This window comes from Sphingosinicellaceae bacterium, from assembly GCA_019285715.1.
In the GTDB taxonomy this organism is placed as follows: domain Bacteria; phylum Pseudomonadota; class Alphaproteobacteria; order Sphingomonadales; family Sphingomonadaceae; genus Glacieibacterium.
Genome location: CP079108.1, coordinates 2,598,624 through 2,616,286, shown reverse-complemented (window position 1 = coordinate 2,616,286; position 17,663 = coordinate 2,598,624). Strand labels below are relative to the sequence as shown.

Sequence of the window (17,663 nt, the reverse complement as noted above, 5' to 3'; positions counted from 1 at the left end):
CGTCTCGACCCCGGCGGCACCATGGCTGCTGACGTACGGCCATCGCGGCGTCTAGGGTGCAGCGCGGTCTCCTGCCGCCCGCGAAAGAACGAAGCGCGACATGCCGTCCAAGCGTAGCGACCGTCTGCTCCTCGCGTCGATCCACGATGTCGGGCCGCGGTTCGAGGTGCAGATTGACGCACTCGTCGACCGCCTGTCGGGGCTGCTCGGCGGTCCGCGCTTTGCCATGCTGGTGGTACCCGACCACTGGGACGAGGCCCCGCTGTCCCGTGCGCCGGCATTCGCGCGCAAGCTGCGCGGCTGGTCGGACGCGGGGGTCGAGATGTTCGTCCACGGCTGGCGGCACCGCGACGATCACGTGCACGCCGGTGCGCTCGCGAAGGTCCGCGCCCGGCACCTGACCGCGGGCGAGGGCGAGTTCCTGGGCTTGTCGCGTGCGGAGGCCGGGCGACGGATGCGCGATGGCCGCGCCGTCGTCGAGGACGCGATCGGGCGAGCGTCGGCGGGCTTCGTGGCACCGGCATGGCTGTACGGCGACGGGGCCCGCGAGGCGCTGGCCGACGAGGGCTTCGCGCTTGCCGAGGATCACTTCCGGGTGTGGCGGCCCGCCGACGGCCGCATCCTCGCGCGCGGCCCGGTGGTAACCTGGGCGAGTCGGTCGCCGGGGCGCATCCGCAGCTCGCTCGGCTTCGCGGCCGTGGCCCGCACCGCGCTCGCGGTGCTGCCGACCGTAAGGGTCGCCGTCCATCCCGGCGACACCGGCGTACCCGCGCTGCTGGCCAGCATCGACGCAACCTTCGCGCACTTCGCGGCGCGTCGGACTGTGGCTCGCTACGCCGACCTGAGCGGCTGACCGACATAGGTGCCGCCGTCTTCCCCGGCGCCGGGTGACGTCTTGAACTGGGCGAATATGTCCTGCTACCGGCCGCCCGACAGGCCGAAATGCGCAAATGTCATGGTGGCGGCGTCTTAAGCACATCCAGTATCTGTCGCAGGGATGAAGCGTGTATCGGAGCAGCGGCACTTTCGACGAACAGCCTTCCGGCGAGTGGCCCGACGTCAGCGCGACCGCCGATCCCGAGGTCCTGAAGACCGGCATCTCGTGGTTCACTCGTCTCGCGGCCCCGGTCATCTCGCTGACCATACTCGGCGTCGCGGTCGCGCAGTTGTCGCACTTCAACCTGTCAGGCATCCGCGCGGTGGTTCCGACCAACCCCGGCTTCTGGCTGTTGTTTGCGGTCAGCTATTTCGCCCCGCCGCTCGCCGACTGGATCATCTTCCGGCGCCTGTGGACGATCCCCGCCGCCGGTTTCGCAGCGCTGGTCCGGAAGCTGATCGGTAACGAGCTGCTGCTCGGCTATGTCGGGGAACTGTATTTCTACAGCTGGGCTCGCAAGCGCACGGCGATGACCGGGGCGCCGTTCGGGGCGGTCAAGGACGTCGCCATCCTGTCGGCGGTGGTCGGCAACTGCGTCACGCTGGCAATGCTGGCGGTCGCCTACCCGCTGCTCGGGATGCTCGACCTCGGCGTCGAGCGTCGCACCTTCGCGCTGTCAGTGGCGGTCGTGCTGGTGACCTCGCTGATCGTGATGTTTTTCCGGGGACGGCTGTTCAGCCTGCCAAAGGCGGATCTCCGCTTTGTCATCGGGGTGCACTTCGCACGCATCGCTGCAACGACCCTGCTCGCGGCGTGGATGTGGCATGTCGCGCTGCCGGCGGTGTCGGCGAGCATCTGGCTGCTGCTGGCGACGCTGCGCCTGCTGCTGTCACGGCTGCCGCTGATCCCCAACAAGGATGTCGTCTTCGCGGGTATTGCAGTCCTTGTCGTCGGGCAGGACCAGCAGGTCGTCGAGCTGATGGCGCTCATGGCCGGCCTGATTTTCGCAACGCATCTGGTGCTCGGCACATTGCTCGCTGTCGCCGAGATTGCCGGCTGGAAGCGGCTGGCGTGAAGCGGGTAATACTCATCGCCCTCGCCCTGCCGGTCGCGGCCGGGGCGATCATCCCGTCGCGGCCCGAACTCGGCATGGCGGCCGGGCGTTGCCGTCCGGACGAGCCCGGTCCGGCGTTCATGGTCACAGCGGCCGGCCTCAAGGATCGCAAGGGCCAGCTCCGGCTGGAGGTCTATCCGCCCGAGCAAGGGGATTTCTTGGCCGACGACAACGTCCTCGTCGCCGCCGGGAAGACCTTCCGGCGTGTCGAGGTGCCGGTCCCGGCGTCCGGACCGGCAGTGTTGTGCATCCGTGTGCCCGTGCCGGGGACCTACGCGCTTTCGCTGCTGCACGACCGCGACAGCAACCGCAAGTTCACGCTGGCCACCGACGGCCTCGGCTTCCCGGGCGATCCAGTCCTGCGCCTCGGTCCGCCTGCCGCGAGTGCCGTGCGCGCCGTCGCCGGACCGGGCCTGACGCCGTTGACGATCCGCCTCAACTACCGCCACGGCCTGTTCGGCTTTGGCCCGATTGGAGACACGCACCGGTGAAAATCGTCGATGTCTGCGCTTTCTATGCCCCGAAAGGCGGCGGTGTCCGGACCTATATCGACCGCAAGCTGGTCGAGGGCCCGCGCGCCGGTCACGAGATCGTCGTCATCGCGCCGGGATCGCGGAGCTGGACCGAGCACCGCGGCCCGGGTGCACGCATCGTCTGGATCAAGTCACCGAAGTTCCCGCTCGACCCGAATTACCATTATTTCGGCGATGCGGCCGTGCTCCATGCCGTGCTCGACAGCGAGCGGCCAGACGTGGTCGAGGTGTCGTCGCCGTGGCGCAGCGCGTCGATGGTCGCGGCGTGGCGCAGCACCGCGGTCCGGACACTGGTCATGCACGCCGACCCGCTCGCGGCCTATGCTTATCGCTGGTTCGAGATGCTGGCGGACCGGCCGGCGGTCGACCGGGGCTTTGAGTGGTACTGGCGGCATCTGCGCCGCCTCGACGCCGGTTTCGATAGTGTCGTCACCGCTAGCCGCAGCCTGACCGAGCGGCTCGAGGCGGGCGGTCTGCACCACGTCTCGACGATCGCCATGGGGGTCGAGCCCGGGGTGTTCTCGCCCCGCCGCCGCGATCTCGCGTTGCGCGCCCGTTTGCTCGCGATGTGCGGGCTTGGGCCGGAAGCAACGCTGCTGATCGGCGTTGGTCGCCATGCCCCGGAGAAGCGCTGGCCGATGATCGTCGACGCAGTGACCTCGGCGCAGTTCAGCGCGGCGGTCGGGTTGGTCCTCGTCGGCGACGGGCGCGAACGCTCGCGTATCGCCGCAAAAATCGGTGCTAACCCACACATCCGAATGCTTAAGCCGACCAACAATCGCGCCGAGCTCGCGCGTCTGATGGCGAGTGCCGACGCCCTGATCCACGGCTGCGAGGCGGAGACCTTCTGCATGGTCGCAGCGGAAGCGCTGGCCTCGGGGCTAGAGCTGATCGTGCCCGATACCGGTGGTGCCGCTGACCAGCTGGCGGGGCGGCCGGGACGCCTGTTCACGCCCGCATCGGCAGCCGCTGCGGCGCGCGAGATCGTCGCGTTCGCCGAGGACCGGCGGGCTGGGGCTTCAGTCCCGCAGCCAGTCGAGCCGCGGACCATGCGCGACCATTTCGAGGAACTTTTTGCGCATTATTCCCAACTTGCCAAGCCACTTAGGGTCGCGGCTTAATCCTTCAGGGCAAAGCGCTCGCGGTGGCCGGTGATGTCGCGACCGTGGCATCCGCTGTCACGACGTCCGCCTGCCAGCCGCCACCGAGTGCCCGGAACAGGTCGACCTGCGCGGTCACGACGCGGGCGTCCGAGGCGGCAAGCGAGGCCTCGGTGTCGGAGAAGGCGCGCTCGGCGTCGATCAGGCTAAGCGAATCGACGCGGCCTTCGCGAAGCTGGGCGCGGACGATGCGGACCGCAGTTGCGGCCTCGGTCCGGGCGTCGGTGAGCGCCTGCCGCCTGTCGAGCTCGTGGTTGAATGCCGAAAGCGCGGTCTCGGTTTCCTGCAAGGCCTGCAGGATGGTCTTGTCGAAGCGCGCCAGCGCTGCCGCGGTCTCGGCGCGGGCGCCGGCGATGCGAGCTCGCGCCGGCTCCTGGTTGAGGAAATTCCACGACAGCAGCCCGCCGGTGAAGAAGCGCAGGGCGCCGCCGGTCAGTGCGTTGCCAAGGCCGCCGCTGGTCGAGCCGACCGAGCCGCCGAGCGAGATCGTCGGGTACAGGTCGGCGGTGGCGACGCCGATGCGGGCGGTTTCGGCGGCCAGCCGGCGCTCGGCGGCGCGGACGTCGGGGCGGCGCGCGAGGAGCGCGCGGCCGTCGCCGACGGGGAGCGGGCGGTCGAGGTGCAGGACGACGGCGTTGGCTCCGATCTCGGGTGGCAGGTCGCGTGGGGTGCGGCCGGTCAGGGTAGCGAGGCTGAACAGCGCCGCCTCGCGCTCGGCCTCCAGCGGTGGCACGGTGGCGCGGACCTGGTCGCGGAGCGTCGCGGCGCGCGAGGTGTCGAGGCGGTTGGCGCGCCCGGCCTCGAAGCGCTTGGCGGTGATCTGGACGCTCTGGTCGACGAGCTCGACGGTGCGCCGCGCGACGCGGATACGTTCGGCGAGCGAACCCAGGTCGGCATAGGCGCGCGCGGTCTCGGCGACGATCGCGACCCGGACGGCGTCGCGGTCGGCATCGGCGGCGGCGACGTCACCACGCGCCGCCTCGACACCGCGCGAGATGCGCCCGAACAGGTCGACCTCGTAGGCAACGCTGAAGCCGCCGTCGACGGTGCTGCCGCTGCGGCTGGTGCCGGGCAGGGTCTGGCTCGCCGGCAGGCGCTGGTAACCGCCGTTTGCGTCGAGGCTGACGCTGGGCAGGCGGTCGCCACGGACCGCGCGCAGGGCTGCGCGGGCACGGTCGAGGTTGGCGGTGGCGACCGCGATGTCCTTGTTAGCGGCCAGCGCGTCGGCGACAAGGCCGTCGAGGACCGGGTCCTGGTACAGCCGCCACCAGGTGCCGTCGGGGCCTTCGGTGCTCGACACCGCCGATGTCGTGCTGCCGAGGAACGGCGGTGCGGCGCTGGAGACCGCCTCCGGGTGGACGTACTCGGGACCGACCTTGCAGGCGGCGAGCGCGAGCAGCAGGGCGAGGCTGAGATTACGGTGCATCGTCATGGGTCCTATTCGGCCGGCTGGAGCGCGGCGGGCTCGGCCGGGCGCGGGATGGGACGCCAGCCCGAGAGCGCGCGGCAGACGACGTAGAAGGTCGGGGTGAACAGCAGCCCGAAGCCGGTGACGCCGATCATTCCGAAGAACACCGCGGTGCCGAGCGCCTGGCGCAGCTCGGCGCCGGCCCCGGTCGCGAGCACCAGCGGCAGCGCGCCGAGGATGAAGGCGAACGACGTCATCAGGATCGGGCGGAGCCGGTCGCGAGCGGCCCGGACCGCGGCCTCGACCGGGGTGAGGCCGTCGATCTCCTCGGCCTGCCGTGCGAACTCGACGATCAGGATGGCGTTCTTGGCGGCCAACGCAATCAACACGACCAGGCCGATCTGCGTCAGGACATTGTTGTCCATTCCCCGTAGGTTAACCCCCACCATGGCCGCGAGCAGGCACATCGGCACGATCAGGATTATCGCCAGCGGCAGGGTCAGGCTTTCGTACTGCGCCGCCAGCACCAGGAAGACGAAGACCACCGCGAGGCCGAAGACGAGTGCCGCAGTCGAGCCGGCGGCCTTCTGCTGGAAGGCGATGCCGGTCCACTCGGTGGTGTAGTCGGCGGGCAGGGTCGTCGCGGCGAGGTTTTCCATGGCAGCCAGCGACTGGCCCGAGGAGAAGCCGGGCGCGGTGTCGCCGTCAACCTCGACCGCGGGGAACAGGTTGTAGCGCGTCACGCGGTACGGTCCGGTCTTGTCGTGGAAGTTGGCGACCGCGCCAAGCGGGACCATGGCGCCGGAGTTTGAGCGGGTCTTGAGGTTCGCGACGTCGGCGACGGTGTTGCGGAACGGCGCATCAGCCTGAGCCGTCACGCGATAAGTCCGCCCGAGCAGATTGAAATCGTTAACGAACGCCGAGCCGAGATAGACCTGCAGCGCCTCGAAGACGCGGGCGGGCGGGACCCCGAGCAGGTCGGCCTTGGCGCGGTTGATGTCGGCGAAGACGCTGGGAGTGTTGGTGTCGAAGAAGCTGTAGACCTGCTTCAAGCCCTTGGTCGAATTGGCCTTGCCGATCAGCCCGAACGAGACCTTGCCGAGCGCCGCATAGCCGTGGCCGCCGTGGTCCTCGATCATGACGCGGTAGCCTCCCGCCGAGCCGATGCCCTGGATCAGCGGCGGTGGCACGACCAGCAGGCGGGCTTCGTCGATGTCGGCGATCTTGGCCTGCGCTTCTGCCATGATGCTCTGCAGAGTGACGCCAAGTCTGGCGCGCTCTTCGAACGATTTCAGTGGGATATAGGCCGCGGCTGAATTGGGCGCCGAAGTCTGCGAGGGACCGTCGAAGCCCGCGAGCATGACCGAGCCGAGGACGCCCTTCAACGGGATGATCCGTGCCGCGACCTTGCGGAGCACGGCGTCGGTACGCGCCAGCGACGAGCCCGGCGGCAGCTGGACGATGGTCAGGAAATAGCCCTGGTCCTGCGCCGGGATGAAGCCGGTCGGGGTGTAGGTGAAGGCACCGACGGTCAGCGCGATCAGCGCAGAGTAAGCCACAAACACCGACTTCGGGTGCTGGACGAGGAAGCGCGTCATGCCGGCGTAGGCGTCGCTCAGTTTCTCGAAGCCGCGGTTGAATAGGGCACCGGCATTGTGGCCGATGCGCCGCCAGCCATGCAGGCCCGGCGTGTCGGCGTGCTTGCCGCGCAGCAGCATCGCGGCCAGTGCCGGCGACAGGGTCAACGACAGCAGCAGCGAGATCACGGTCGCGGTGGTGATGGTGACCGCGAACTGGCGGTAGAACTCGCCGGAGATGCCGGTCAGGAACACCGTCGGCACGAACACCGCGCACAGCACCAGCACGATGGCGACAAGCGCGACCGCGACCTCGTCCATCGAGGTCCGTGCGGCCTCGAGCGGGGACAGCCCACGCTCGAGATTGCGCTCGACGTTCTCGACCACGACGATGGCGTCGTCGACGACGATGCCGATGGCCAGCACCAGACCAAACAGGGACAGGTTGTTGAGGCTGTAGCCGAGCACCGAGAGCATGGTGAAGCTGCCGATCAGCGACACCGGAATCGCGATGATCGGGATGATCGCGGCGCGCCAGCTCTGCAGGAACACCAGGATGACCAGCACGACGAGGAAGATCGCCTCGACCAAAGTGTGCTTCACCGCGTCGATCGACTGGCTGATGAACGCCGTCGGGTTGTAGATGACGCGGTACTCCAGGCCCTTGGGGAAGCGCTTCGACATTGCCTTGAGCTCGGAATTGATGCCGTCGGCGGCGGCCAGCGCGTTCGAGCCGGGGCGCTGGAAGACTGCGATGATCAGCGACTCCTGGCCGCTCAGATAGGTGTTGGTGCCGTAGTCCTGCGCGCCGAGCTCGACCCGCGCTACGTCGGAGACGCGGGTCTGGCGGCCGCTGGCATCGGTGCGGATGACGATGTTGGCGAACTGCGCGGGGTCGGTCAGGCGACCCTGGGTCTCGACGTTGAGCTGGAAGGCGTTGTTGAGTCCAGAGGGGCCGCGGTCATAGGGCGGCTGGCCGAGCGTGCCGGCGGACACCTGGACGTTCTGGGCGCGTAGAGCGGCGACGATCTCGCCGGCGGTCAGGTCGAGCGAGGCGGCCTTGCCGGGGTTGATCCACACCCGCATGCCGTAGTCGCGAGCCCCGAACAGGCGAACGTCGCCGACGCCGTCGACGCGCGCCAGCAGGTCGCGGACCTGGGTCAGCGCGTAGTTGGAGACATAGCTGCGGTCGAGCGACTTGTCGGGCGAGATCAGGTTGATGACCATCAGGAAGTCGGGCGAGGTCTTCTGCGTGACGATGCCGAGGCGGCGGACGTCCTCGGGCAGGCGCGGCTCGGCGATGGCGACACGGTTCTGCACCAGCACCTGCGCGGCATCGAGGTTGGTGCCGATCTTGAAGGTCACGGTGATAACCAGCCGGCCATCGCCGGTCGACTGCGACGACTGGTACAGCATGTTGTCGACGCCGTTGATCTCCTGCTCGATCGGCGCAGCGACGGTGTCCGCGACAACCTCCGCGGTCGCTCCCGGATAGTTCGCCGTGACCGTTACCGTCGGCGGCACGATGTCGGGGTATTGCGAGATCGGCAGCCGGAAATAGGCCGCCAGCCCGACGATGACGATGACGATGGCCAGCACCGCGGCGAAGATCGGCCGGGTGATGAAGAAGCGGGAGAAGTTCATGGATTTCGTCCTGAAACGATGAGCTTGGAGCGAATTGTTCTAGCGCTGCGGAAAGGGCCGCAGCGGGGTGCAGTGGTCGGTCCTGTCATCCCGGCGAAGGCCGGGAGCCAGTTGCATTGCGTGGACCGAACTTCGTGCCCGGAGGGCAACTGGGTTCCGGATTTCGCCGGGATGACAAATTTGTGCGCTAGCGGGTCGCGGTCGCGGAGAAGGTCGCCTGCGCCGCGATCGGTGCGGCGGAGTTGGGGGTCTGCACAGGTTCGGCGCTGGCGATGGCGGTTGCCGTGGTCGAACGCGGTGTCACCGGGGCGCCGGGGGCGGCGTTCTGCATGCCCTCGACGATGACGCGGTCGCCGGGCTTGAGCCCACTGCGGACGATGCGGAGCCCGTCGATGACCGGCCCGAGCACGACCGCGCGGGTCGAGACGACGTTGTCCTTGCCGACGATCTGCACGACCTTGCGGGCCTGGTCGGTGCCGATCGCGGTGTCGGGGATCAACAGCGCCGCACGGGTCGCGCCGCTCGCCAGCCGCATGTTGCCGAACATGCCGGGGGTGAGGAAATAGCCCGGGTTGGCGACGATGGCGCGGCCACGGATGGTGCCGGCGCCGGGGTCGAGGCGGTTGTCGCTGAAGTCGATCTTGCCCTTCCAGCGGTAGCCGGTCTCGTCCTGCAGCTGGATCTCGACGCGGTCCTTGGCGCTGTCGCCGTCGCGCCGGGCCTTGAGGTAGAGCGCCTCCGAACCGTCGAAGCTGAAGTAGATCGGGTCGAGGGCGTAGACCGTGGTGAGCAGTGTCGCGCTCGAGGCTTCGCCGCCCGCGACAAGGTTGCCGACGTCGGCGCGGCGGTCCGACACGCGACCGATGATCGGCGAGCGGACCTCGGTGAACTCGACGTCGAGTGCACGAGCGGTGACCTGGGCGCGGGTTGCGCCGACCGAGGCCTCGGCGGCGCGGAGGTTGGCGCGGAGCGTATCGATCTCCTCCGCCGACACGGCCTCGTCGGCGATCAGCCTTGTGGCGCGGGCGAGGGCGCTGCGGGCGAGTTGGACCGACGACAGGGCGCTGGCTTCCTTGGCGCGGGCCTCGGCGAGGGCGGCGGCGAACGGGCGCGGATCGATGCGGAACAGGAGCTGGCCCTGCTTTACGATCTCGCCGTCCTTGAAGAAGATGCCGGTCAGCGCGCCCGAGACGCGGGGGCGGATCTCGACCGACTTGCTCGGCGCGAAACGCCCGATGTAGTCGTCCCACTCGTCGACCTGGCGCAGCAGCGGCACCGCGATGGTGACCGCGGGCGGCGGCGGTGCCGCGGCGGCGGGGGCCGAACCACCGGCGAACTTTGCCGTGCCGACACCGATCAGGGCGACCGAGCCGAGCACGACGGCGATCGCGGTGCGTCGATGCCGAAGCCGCGTCGCCTTGATCGCGCGGGCGAACTCGGAGTGTTGGGTCATGTTCATGCGAGGCGTCCCTGACGGCGCGAGACGATGTCGAGTTCGACGCTGTGGATGAGTGTGGTGAGTTGCTCGCGGGTGAAGCCCGCGGCGTGGAAGGCAGCGATCACGTCGCCGGGCACCCGGGCCCCGCGCCGTCGGATCGCCAGCGCAGTGCGGCGCAGTGCCTCGAGACGGGGGTTGGCGAGCCCGTCGTCGCGGACGTCGCCGAGCAGCATCCGCAGCAGCCGGTCTAGCAGCCGGGAGTGGAATTTCCACCGCGATGCGTCGAGCCGGGCGACGCGGACCACGGTCCATTCCAGCTGGGAAAAGCTGTAGACCTCGACCGGACGGGGAGCGCGGACACCGACCGCGTTGCTCGCGTTGCCGATTTCGTTGAATTGCAGATACGCCATGATTTCTATCCCCGCTCTGGTCCCCGATATGGGACGCTGACTTCAAAATGTAACTGACCGGTACGTGCTTGACGTTACGTACCGGTCAGTTACATTAAGTCAAGCGCCGGTTGGGGTTTCGAGCGCGGAGCGAGGCAAAGAAAAAATGTCAGTTCAAAAAGCGGCCGTCGAAAACAGACCCGATACAGGGACCGTAACGGCGCGCCGTTCGGCGGCCGACCGCCTGTGCGATACGGCGACCAACCTCTTCTATACACGCGGAATTCGGGCCGTCGGGGTCGACGAGATCGTGATGGAGACGGGCGTCACCAAGCCGACTTTGTATCGCAGTTATGCGTCGAAGGACGACCTGATCGTGGTCTGCCTGCAGAAGCAGATCGACGACGGCAACGCGCGTTGGGCAGCGACTGCGGCGCGTTTCGGCGACGATCCGCTCGCCGAATTGAGCGCGCACATGCAGGATTTCGCCGACGAGATTGCCGCGCCCAGCTACCGAGGCTGCGCCTCGACCAACGCGGCCGTCGAGTTCCCGGAGGCCAGCCACCCGGCGCGGCAACTCACCGATATCACCAAGGCGGCGATGCGCAAGCGCATGACCGACCTGACGCGCCAGCTGCCGATCGCTAACCCCGACGGCCTGGCGGACGGGCTGATGCTGCTGGTGGAGGGGGCGAGCAGCAGCCGGCATACGTCCGGGTCGCAGGGTCCGTCATCGACGCTGGTGCAGACCGCCGAAATGCTGCTGACGGCCTATCTCGGCTCGCGTTCTAGCTAGGTTCCAGAGTGTCGACCCTGGGAGACCGCATCAGCTGGCGCAGCTGCTCGGCGATATCGTTCAGGCGGAACGGCTTCCCGATTACCGACACGCCCTTGAACTCCTCCGGCAGCGCCGTCCGTGCATCGTAACCCGTCGCGAACGCGAACGGGACGCCGCGCGATTGCAGGATTGCGGCCACCGGCCACGAGGGTTCACCATCGAGATTGACGTCGAGCAGCGCGGCGTCGAGCTGTTCGCCCCGCGCCAACGGTAGCGCCTCGGCGACGCTGATCGCCGGGCCGACGAGGTCCCAGCCAAGATCCTCGAACATCATTTCGAGCGTCATCACGATCAGCGCCGAATCCTCGACGACGAGGATACGCGGTCGCGACGCCAGCAGGTTGTCGGCGATCACCGCCGCCACTGGTTCGATGACCCGCGGGGCGGGTTCGGAATCGGTCAGGCGGAAAACTGCAGCGGCGGGCAGCGTGATCTCGCAGACCACGCCCGCGGGCTCGAAGCGGATCGTCGAGGTGCCCGCGGTGTCGAGGGCGAGCGCGCGCTCGATCAGGCGGGATCCGAAGCCGCGGCGCTTGGGCTCCTCCACCGGCGGTCCGCCGCGCTCGGTCCAGACCAGCCTGAGCTCACCGTCGCCCAGCCTCTGCCACGACACGTTGACCCGTCCGCCGGCCCTCGACAGCGCACCGTATTTGGCGGCGTTGGTGGCCAGCTCGTGCACCGCGAGCGACAGCGACAGCGAGGCCTTGGGCGTCAGGATGACGGTCGGACCATCGACCCTGAGGTCGGCGCCGCCCCGGCCATACGGGTCGAGTTCGTCGCCGATCAGCGTCGCGATCGCGACACCCTCCCAGTTGCTTTGCGTGAGCAGGCTGTGCGCCTTGGCCATCGCCCGGATGCGGCCATCGAGGTCCTCGACGAAACCGGTCAGCGAGTTGGCGCTCCGGCTCGTCTGCACGACCAGCGCCTGGATATTGGCGAGCGTGTTCTTCACCCGGTGATCGAGCTCGGCCATCAGCAACTGGTCGCGCTCCGAGACCCGGGTCCGTTCGCGCACCACGGCGTCGATGCGGCGCAGCACGACCTCGAGCAGCGACAGTCGCAGGTCGAACGCGGCATCGCTGTCGGGCACGGTCCACGGCGAGGAACGCCCGCGCACCGTCTGCTGCCAGGCTGCAAACGACTTTCGCGGCGTCAGGCGCTCGCCCTCCGGGATGATCTCGACCGGCTTGTCGGGATTGCCCGCCCAGGTCACCGTCGCGATCAGTTCGGGCCGGAACCACAGGATGAAATCACGGGGCTCCCGCGACACCGAGATCGCCAGCAGGCCGGACCCGACATCGGCGAATTCCTTCGCCGGCGGCCAGAGTTCGCCGAGCCGGTCGGTGACGAAGACACCGTCGTGATCGGCCATCCGGACAGTCAGCCAGTCGACCAGCGCGGCAATCTGCGCGTCGTTGGGAGTCGCGCCCAACGAGTTGATCTTGCTGCTGAACCGCACCGCGACGCCGCCCTGCAAGCTGCCGCGCAACGACAGCCCGCCGCCTTGGATATAGCTCAGCAGCAACGGTGCCTGGCGCAGCAGGCCCTCGGCGTAATCGTCCTCGAGCGAGAGGTCCTGCATCAGCGTCTGGAGGATCGCCCGGTTGGCGAGTCGCGCGTTCAGCTGCTCGGTGCGCTGGCGGGCTTCGAGCTGCAGCGAGAACATCGCGCCGAACAGCTCGGCGACGGCACGCAGGTGGCGGGGCAGGCGGCGCGGGCTGTAGTGATGGCAGGCGATCAGCCCCCACAATTCGCCGCCCCGGATGATCGAGATCGACATCGACGCGCCGACGCCCATGTTGCGCAGATACTCGCGGTGCACCGGCGAGACATCGCGCAGCGTCGCATGGCTCATGTCGAGCGGTGCGCCAGTCAGCGGGCTGAGCACCGGCAGCAGCGGCGCGGGCGTGTAGTCGACCTCGGTGATCAGCCGCAGCCACGACTTCAGGTATAGTGCCCGTGCCTGCACCGGAATATCGGTGGCGGGATAATGCAGGTCGAGGAACGGCTCGATGTCTTCGCGGCGGCTCTCTGCGTACACCCAGCCGCTCTCGTCGGGCATGAAGCGGTAGACCATGACCCGGTCGTAGCCGAGCACCCGTCGGACGCTTTCCGCGCCGGCCTGGCAGAAGCCTTGGAGCGCAGGCTGTTCCTCGAGGCCGTCGAGCATTTCCTGCACGGCAGCAAGCGGATCGCCGACGAAGCGGTTATCGACGTCGGGGGACTCGAACTCCAGAACCAGCCCGGCCTCGTTGCGATGCAGGCTGGCGTCGAGCGGGCGGTCGCTGACTACGCGCAACGCCGGGTCGAGCAGATGGCGCGGCTTGGCCAGCGCCGACGTACCACTGATCTTCCTGAGATAGGCGATCTGCGCCGGGCCGAACAGGACATCGACGGCCTTCCCGGTCAGCGTGTGCGACGGCCACCCGAGCAGCGCAGCAGTATCACCCGCCGACTGCAGCACGACCAGCGTATCCGGGTCCAGCACCAGCATGGCGCCATGCGGCAGGATTGTCCCGGGAATGTGGATCGGCTCGATGTCGCAGTTGGTCAGGTCGACCGTGCCTGCGTTGGTGTTGATCGCCATTTGATTGCGCCCCCTGGGTAAGGGGCAACGCAATCCCTTTCCGTCACGATGCCAATTTAGCACGCCTCGTGTTAAGACTTTGTACTAAGTTGTACTTAACTATTGTGCAATGCCCGCAGGTTGGCATGTTATCGATAGCATTCGATCGATTTCGGTAGCCGCTGCTCCGACCCGGCTCAGATGGGAACCGTGGAACCGCTCGACCGCGACGCGGTCAGCCGGCCGATGGCTTCGAACAGGTCTTCCATCGCCACCGGCTTGAGCAGCAGGTCGTCGGCGCCGTTGGACAGGCAGGTGCTGCGCAGGTTGGCGGCGGTATCGGCGGTCACGACGATGATCGGGATCGTCGACTTGACGTCGCCACGGGCACGGATCCGCTGGATCGCGGTCAGGCCGTCAACGCCGGGCATGCGCAGGTCCATCAGCACGAGGTCATAATCTTCCTCGTCGATGAGCTTCAGGCCGGTTTCGGCGTCGGCTGCCTCGCTCATCTCGACGCCGCCGACGCGCAGCATGTCCCGCACCACCCGGCGGTTCATCGCATCGTCCTCGACGAACAAGATCTGCACAGCGCTTCGCCCCTTAGTTTGGTTAGTTACGCGGCTCCGTGATCGACCTTTACCTGTTCTTTCTTGACGGATTCGTCCAGCCCCCGGAATAGTTCCTCCAGGGCCGCAATCAGGCCTGCACCGCCGATCGGTCGCGCAAGGACGCAGTCGACACCGTCTGCGACAAGCCCGGCACCCGCGGAGGCGTCGCCGGCCGGCAGGATTACGACGATCCGTGGTCGCGCTTTACCCGTTGCAAGGCCCTGAAACAGCTCGTCGAGGTCGCTGCCGACCGTCGACGTGTCGACGATGACGACGTCGGCATCGCCGATCTGCGGGTGTGCGAGCGCCGCCTCCAGGGTTGCAGCGGCGCTGAAGGCCTCAACTGTTCCGCCAAGCAAGTTGCGAATGACGCTCTGGCCGATCAGGCCGCCGCCGACCAGCATGACGTGGGCCTGCGCCATTCCGGCGGCCGCGTGGCTACCGGCGCTGGGGGCCGCGACGACCCGCGGTGCGGCGCGGACCAGCGGCAGTGTCAGGGTGAAGGTCGAGCCCGAACCGGACGTACTGCTGACGCCAATGTCGCCGCCAAGGGCTTCGGCGATGCTGCGCGAGATCGCGAGGCCGAGGCCGGTGCCGCCGAAGTTGCGCGTCGTGCTGGTGTCGAGCTGGCTGAACTTCTCGAAAATCGTCTCGAAGGCCTCGTCCGGAATGCCGACTCCGGTATCGACGACCGCGACCGCGAGGCTTTCGACCAAGCCAGTCGTCACGACGCTCGCCTTGACGACGACACTGCCGGCAAGCGTGAACTTGATCGCGTTGGACAGCAGGTTGAGCAGCACCTGCCGGACCCGTCGCTCGTCCTCCACGATATGCCGCGGGACCTCGTCGCCGAGCTCGAGCGTCAGGCTCAGCCCCTTGGTCGTCGCTTGCGCCTGCCAGAACTCGACGACGGTGTGGAGGAGGGCGTGGAGGTCCATGTCGGCTTTCACGGTATCGACGTTGCCGGCATCGATCTTGGCGAACTCGAGGATGTCGTCGACCAGCGCGCGCATCGACTCGCCGGCCCCGTGGACCAGCGCGATGCGCTCGCGAACGTCGCTGCGCACGGTCGGGTCGGCAAGCAGGACCTGGGTCATGCCGAGGACGCCGTTGAGGGGCGTGCGGATCTCGTGGCTGGTCGTCGCGAGGAAGCGCGACTTGGCGGTCAGCGCGTGCTCGAGCTCGACGTTCACGCGGGACAGCGTCTCGTTCGCGCCGCGGATCGTGTTGCGGCTGCGGCGCAGGCTGCGCAGGTACAGACTCAGCGCGATGACGACGATGCTGACGATGGCGAGCAGGCCGCCGAGGATGAGCGCGTTCTGCCGCGCCTGGATGCGCAACTGGTCCGCCTTCAGATCAGATATGCTGGCTTTTTGATTGGCAATACTGGCCTTTTGATTGGCAATTCGGGCCTTCAGGCGCTCGGAGCTGAACTGCGCGCCGAGCAGCGACGCATTGGTCTGCGTGACCAGCGAACGACCCTCGTCGTCGAGCTTGCTGTAGACTTCGAAGTGATCGAGCGCCTGCCGGCTGTCGCCTACCGCCTTGTAGGCAAGGAACGCGGTGCGGTGCAGGTCGCGGTAGGACTGGTCGGCGATGTCCGCGGGGGCCTTGCCTCGGACGGCCTCCTCGATCAAGCGGATTGCGGCCTCCGGTCGGTGCCGTGCAACCTCCAGCCGGGCCTTGGTCCCGAGCAACAGCGGTCGCCATTCGGCCGCCCCGGCCTCGGACTCGGCAATCCCGAGCCCGCGCTGCAGTGTCGCCTCGGCAACATCGAGCTGGCCGGTATCGATTTGCGTGCCGGCGATATTGTTGAGGATGCGAGCTTCGAGGACCGGACTCCCGAGCTTCTTGGCGTAGCCGAGAGCGTCGCGATACTTGAGCTCGGCGGCACGATACTGATGGAGGTCGGCCAGCGCGTTGGCCTGGTTGTTACTGCTCGACAGGCTGAGCGAAGTGTCTCCCGGAAAGGCGTCCTCGGCTTGCCCGTAGTATTCGAGCACGTTCTGGAAATCGCCGGCGTCCTGGTAAATCGAACCGATCCCCATCAGCGCGATGGCCTGGCTCCGCGGCACCCTGGCGCGGACAAAGATCCGGTACGCGGACTGATAGTCCTGGAGCGCCTTGGCGGCCTTGCCCGCGCTGCTGGCGACGCCCGCGCGGGCGAGCAGCAGGTCGCCGTGGAGCTTGGTGTCCGCCGCGGTTGCGGGCAGGTCGGCAAGCGCCGCTTCTATGATCGGCTCGGCCGCCTCCGAACGATTGAGCTGGATCAGGGCCTCGGCGCGGAAATACTGGGCCGTCAGGATAGTCATCCGCGTCTGCGGCGTCGCTGGCAGCTTCCGAGCCTTTGCTTCGATGCCGGCGGCGAGCGCCTCGCCACGCCCAGGGTCGGTTTGCACGACCTTCCTGAGGCCGGTCACCCAGTCGGCGGGCTCAGTCTGGCTCGCGGCGGGTAGCGACTGCGCACCGATGGGCGAGCTCGCAACGACTAGCAGTGCGAGTATGGCACACCGGGCAGAGCGCCGCATCGCGCCTAACCGGTGACGGCGGCGGACGTCGGACTGTCGCCCCGCTGCGGCTCGCCGTGGGGCGTATCGGACCCGTCATCACGCCCGATGCGCGCCCAGAACGCCGTCGGCGGCCTGACGCTCGCCGCCGCATCCGACAGGATGGTGCGGTGGGAGCCCTCGTCGAGATAGACCTCGAGTTCGCCGATCGGGAGTGCCGGGCTGATCAGGAAGCCCTGCGCATAGTCGCAGCCCATCACCCGCAGCAGGGCCAGCGCGCCGAGGCTCTCGACGCCTTCGGCGACCACGGTGAGGCCGAGCGCATGGGCAAGATCGATCGTCGACCGCACGATCAGCGGGTCCCGGTGGCTCATGGTCATGCCGCTGACGAACATCTTGTCGATCTTGAGCTCCTTCGCCGGCAACTCCTTCAGGTAGGCCAGCGACGACATTCCCGATCCATAATCGTCGATCGATACCGAGATGCCCTGGTTGATCATGCGCTGCAGGTTTATCAACGCCAGCGGCGAATTTTCGATGAAGGCCGTCTCGGTTATCTCGAGGCCGATAACGCCGGTCGCCGGCCCGACCAGCGTGCAGACGTCGCGCACGAAATCGGCATCCGTCAGCAGTCCGGCCGAGACGTTGATGTGGACCGCGATCGTGCGGCCGCTCGCAGCTAGACGTGCCTGGTCGGCGAGTGCCTGGCGCAGCACCCAGATCGTCAGTTCGCGAATGCGCCCGCGCTCCTCGGCAAGCGGTATCAGCGATTTGCGTGCGATGCCGCCCAGCGTCGGATGGTTCCAGCGCACCAGCGCTTCGACCCCATCGACCTCACCATTCCGAAGCCGCAACTTGGGCTGATAGACGAGGAAAATCTCGCCGTTGGTGAGGGCCACCGGCAGGTCGCGAAGCAAGCGCCGCTGATCGGCCGACGGCGAGCTGATCACCGGCTCCCCCGTGCCCCGGTCAGGAACCAGACGATACAGCAGGGCCCATGC

At 67.8% G+C, this 17,663-nt stretch carries 13 protein-coding genes; 5 read left to right on the top strand and 8 right to left on the bottom strand.

Annotated elements, in window-relative coordinates; translation table 11 throughout:
• Nucleotides 1–100: 100 nt before the first annotated feature.
• From KX816_12205 to KX816_12190, 4 genes are all read left to right on the top strand, one after another.
• A complete protein-coding gene (locus tag KX816_12205; GenBank protein ID QXQ05047.1) occupies nucleotides 101–853 on the top strand; it encodes a polysaccharide deacetylase family protein in 753 nt (250 codons plus the stop codon).
• Nucleotides 854–1,004: 151 nt separating this feature from the next.
• The gene (locus KX816_12200) at nucleotides 1,005–1,952 is read left to right on the top strand and encodes a hypothetical protein (GenBank protein QXQ05046.1); all 948 of its coding nucleotides are present in this window, start codon (nucleotides 1,005–1,007) and stop codon (nucleotides 1,950–1,952) included.
• A gap of 74 nt (nucleotides 1,953–2,026) precedes the next feature.
• Nucleotides 2,027–2,482, top strand: a complete 456-nt coding sequence (locus KX816_12195) for a DUF2141 domain-containing protein (GenBank protein ID QXQ08540.1) — start codon at nucleotides 2,027–2,029, stop codon at nucleotides 2,480–2,482.
• On the top strand, nucleotides 2,479–3,645 hold the full coding sequence (locus tag KX816_12190; GenBank protein QXQ05045.1) for a glycosyltransferase: 1,167 nt from the start codon (nucleotides 2,479–2,481) through the stop codon (nucleotides 3,643–3,645). Before KX816_12195 ends, KX816_12190 begins: the two co-directional genes overlap by 4 nt.
• Before the next feature lie 4 nt (nucleotides 3,646–3,649).
• Here the strand turns inward: KX816_12190 and KX816_12185 are convergent, their stop codons facing one another.
• The 4 genes from KX816_12185 to KX816_12170 all read right to left on the bottom strand — a co-directional run bounded on the left by KX816_12185 (nucleotide 3,650) and on the right by KX816_12170 (nucleotide 10,161).
• Nucleotides 3,650–5,110, bottom strand: a complete 1,461-nt coding sequence (locus KX816_12185) for a TolC family protein (protein QXQ05044.1) — start codon at nucleotides 5,108–5,110, stop codon at nucleotides 3,650–3,652.
• Between the two features lie 11 nt (nucleotides 5,111–5,121).
• On the bottom strand, nucleotides 5,122–8,313 hold the full coding sequence (locus KX816_12180) for an efflux RND transporter permease subunit (GenBank protein ID QXQ05043.1): 3,192 nt from the start codon (nucleotides 8,311–8,313) through the stop codon (nucleotides 5,122–5,124).
• A 187-nt stretch (nucleotides 8,314–8,500) separates the two neighbouring features.
• On the bottom strand, nucleotides 8,501–9,772 hold the full coding sequence (locus tag KX816_12175) for an efflux RND transporter periplasmic adaptor subunit (GenBank protein QXQ05042.1): 1,272 nt from the start codon (nucleotides 9,770–9,772) through the stop codon (nucleotides 8,501–8,503).
• Nucleotides 9,769–10,161 (bottom strand): hypothetical protein, encoded by a 393-nt coding sequence (locus KX816_12170; GenBank protein QXQ05041.1) that lies wholly within the window; start codon nucleotides 10,159–10,161, stop codon nucleotides 9,769–9,771. Before KX816_12170 ends, KX816_12175 begins: the two co-directional genes overlap by 4 nt.
• Nucleotides 10,162–10,225: 64 nt before the next feature.
• Here KX816_12170 and KX816_12165 point away from each other — a divergent pair, with 64 nt between their 5' ends.
• Nucleotides 10,226–10,936, top strand: coding sequence for a TetR/AcrR family transcriptional regulator (locus tag KX816_12165; protein QXQ05040.1), 711 nt, complete (start codon nucleotides 10,226–10,228; stop codon nucleotides 10,934–10,936).
• On the opposite strand, the gene KX816_12160 is transcribed toward KX816_12165, so the two are convergent.
• From KX816_12160 to KX816_12145, 4 genes are all read right to left on the bottom strand, one after another.
• Complete coding sequence (locus tag KX816_12160; protein ID QXQ05039.1) at nucleotides 10,929–13,565, bottom strand: GAF domain-containing protein; 2,637 nt, start codon at nucleotides 13,563–13,565, stop codon at nucleotides 10,929–10,931. The genes KX816_12165 and KX816_12160 overlap by 8 nt on opposite strands.
• A gap of 176 nt (nucleotides 13,566–13,741) precedes the next feature.
• Complete coding sequence (locus KX816_12155) at nucleotides 13,742–14,134, bottom strand: response regulator (GenBank protein QXQ05038.1); 393 nt, start codon at nucleotides 14,132–14,134, stop codon at nucleotides 13,742–13,744.
• Between the two features lie 26 nt (nucleotides 14,135–14,160).
• Nucleotides 14,161–16,554, bottom strand: coding sequence for a hypothetical protein (locus tag KX816_12150; protein QXQ05037.1), 2,394 nt, complete (start codon nucleotides 16,552–16,554; stop codon nucleotides 14,161–14,163).
• 134 nt (nucleotides 16,555–16,688) lie between these two features.
• Nucleotides 16,689–17,612, bottom strand: coding sequence for an EAL domain-containing protein (locus KX816_12145; protein ID QXQ05036.1), 924 nt, complete (start codon nucleotides 17,610–17,612; stop codon nucleotides 16,689–16,691).
• Between the last annotated feature and the right edge of the window lie 51 nt (nucleotides 17,613–17,663).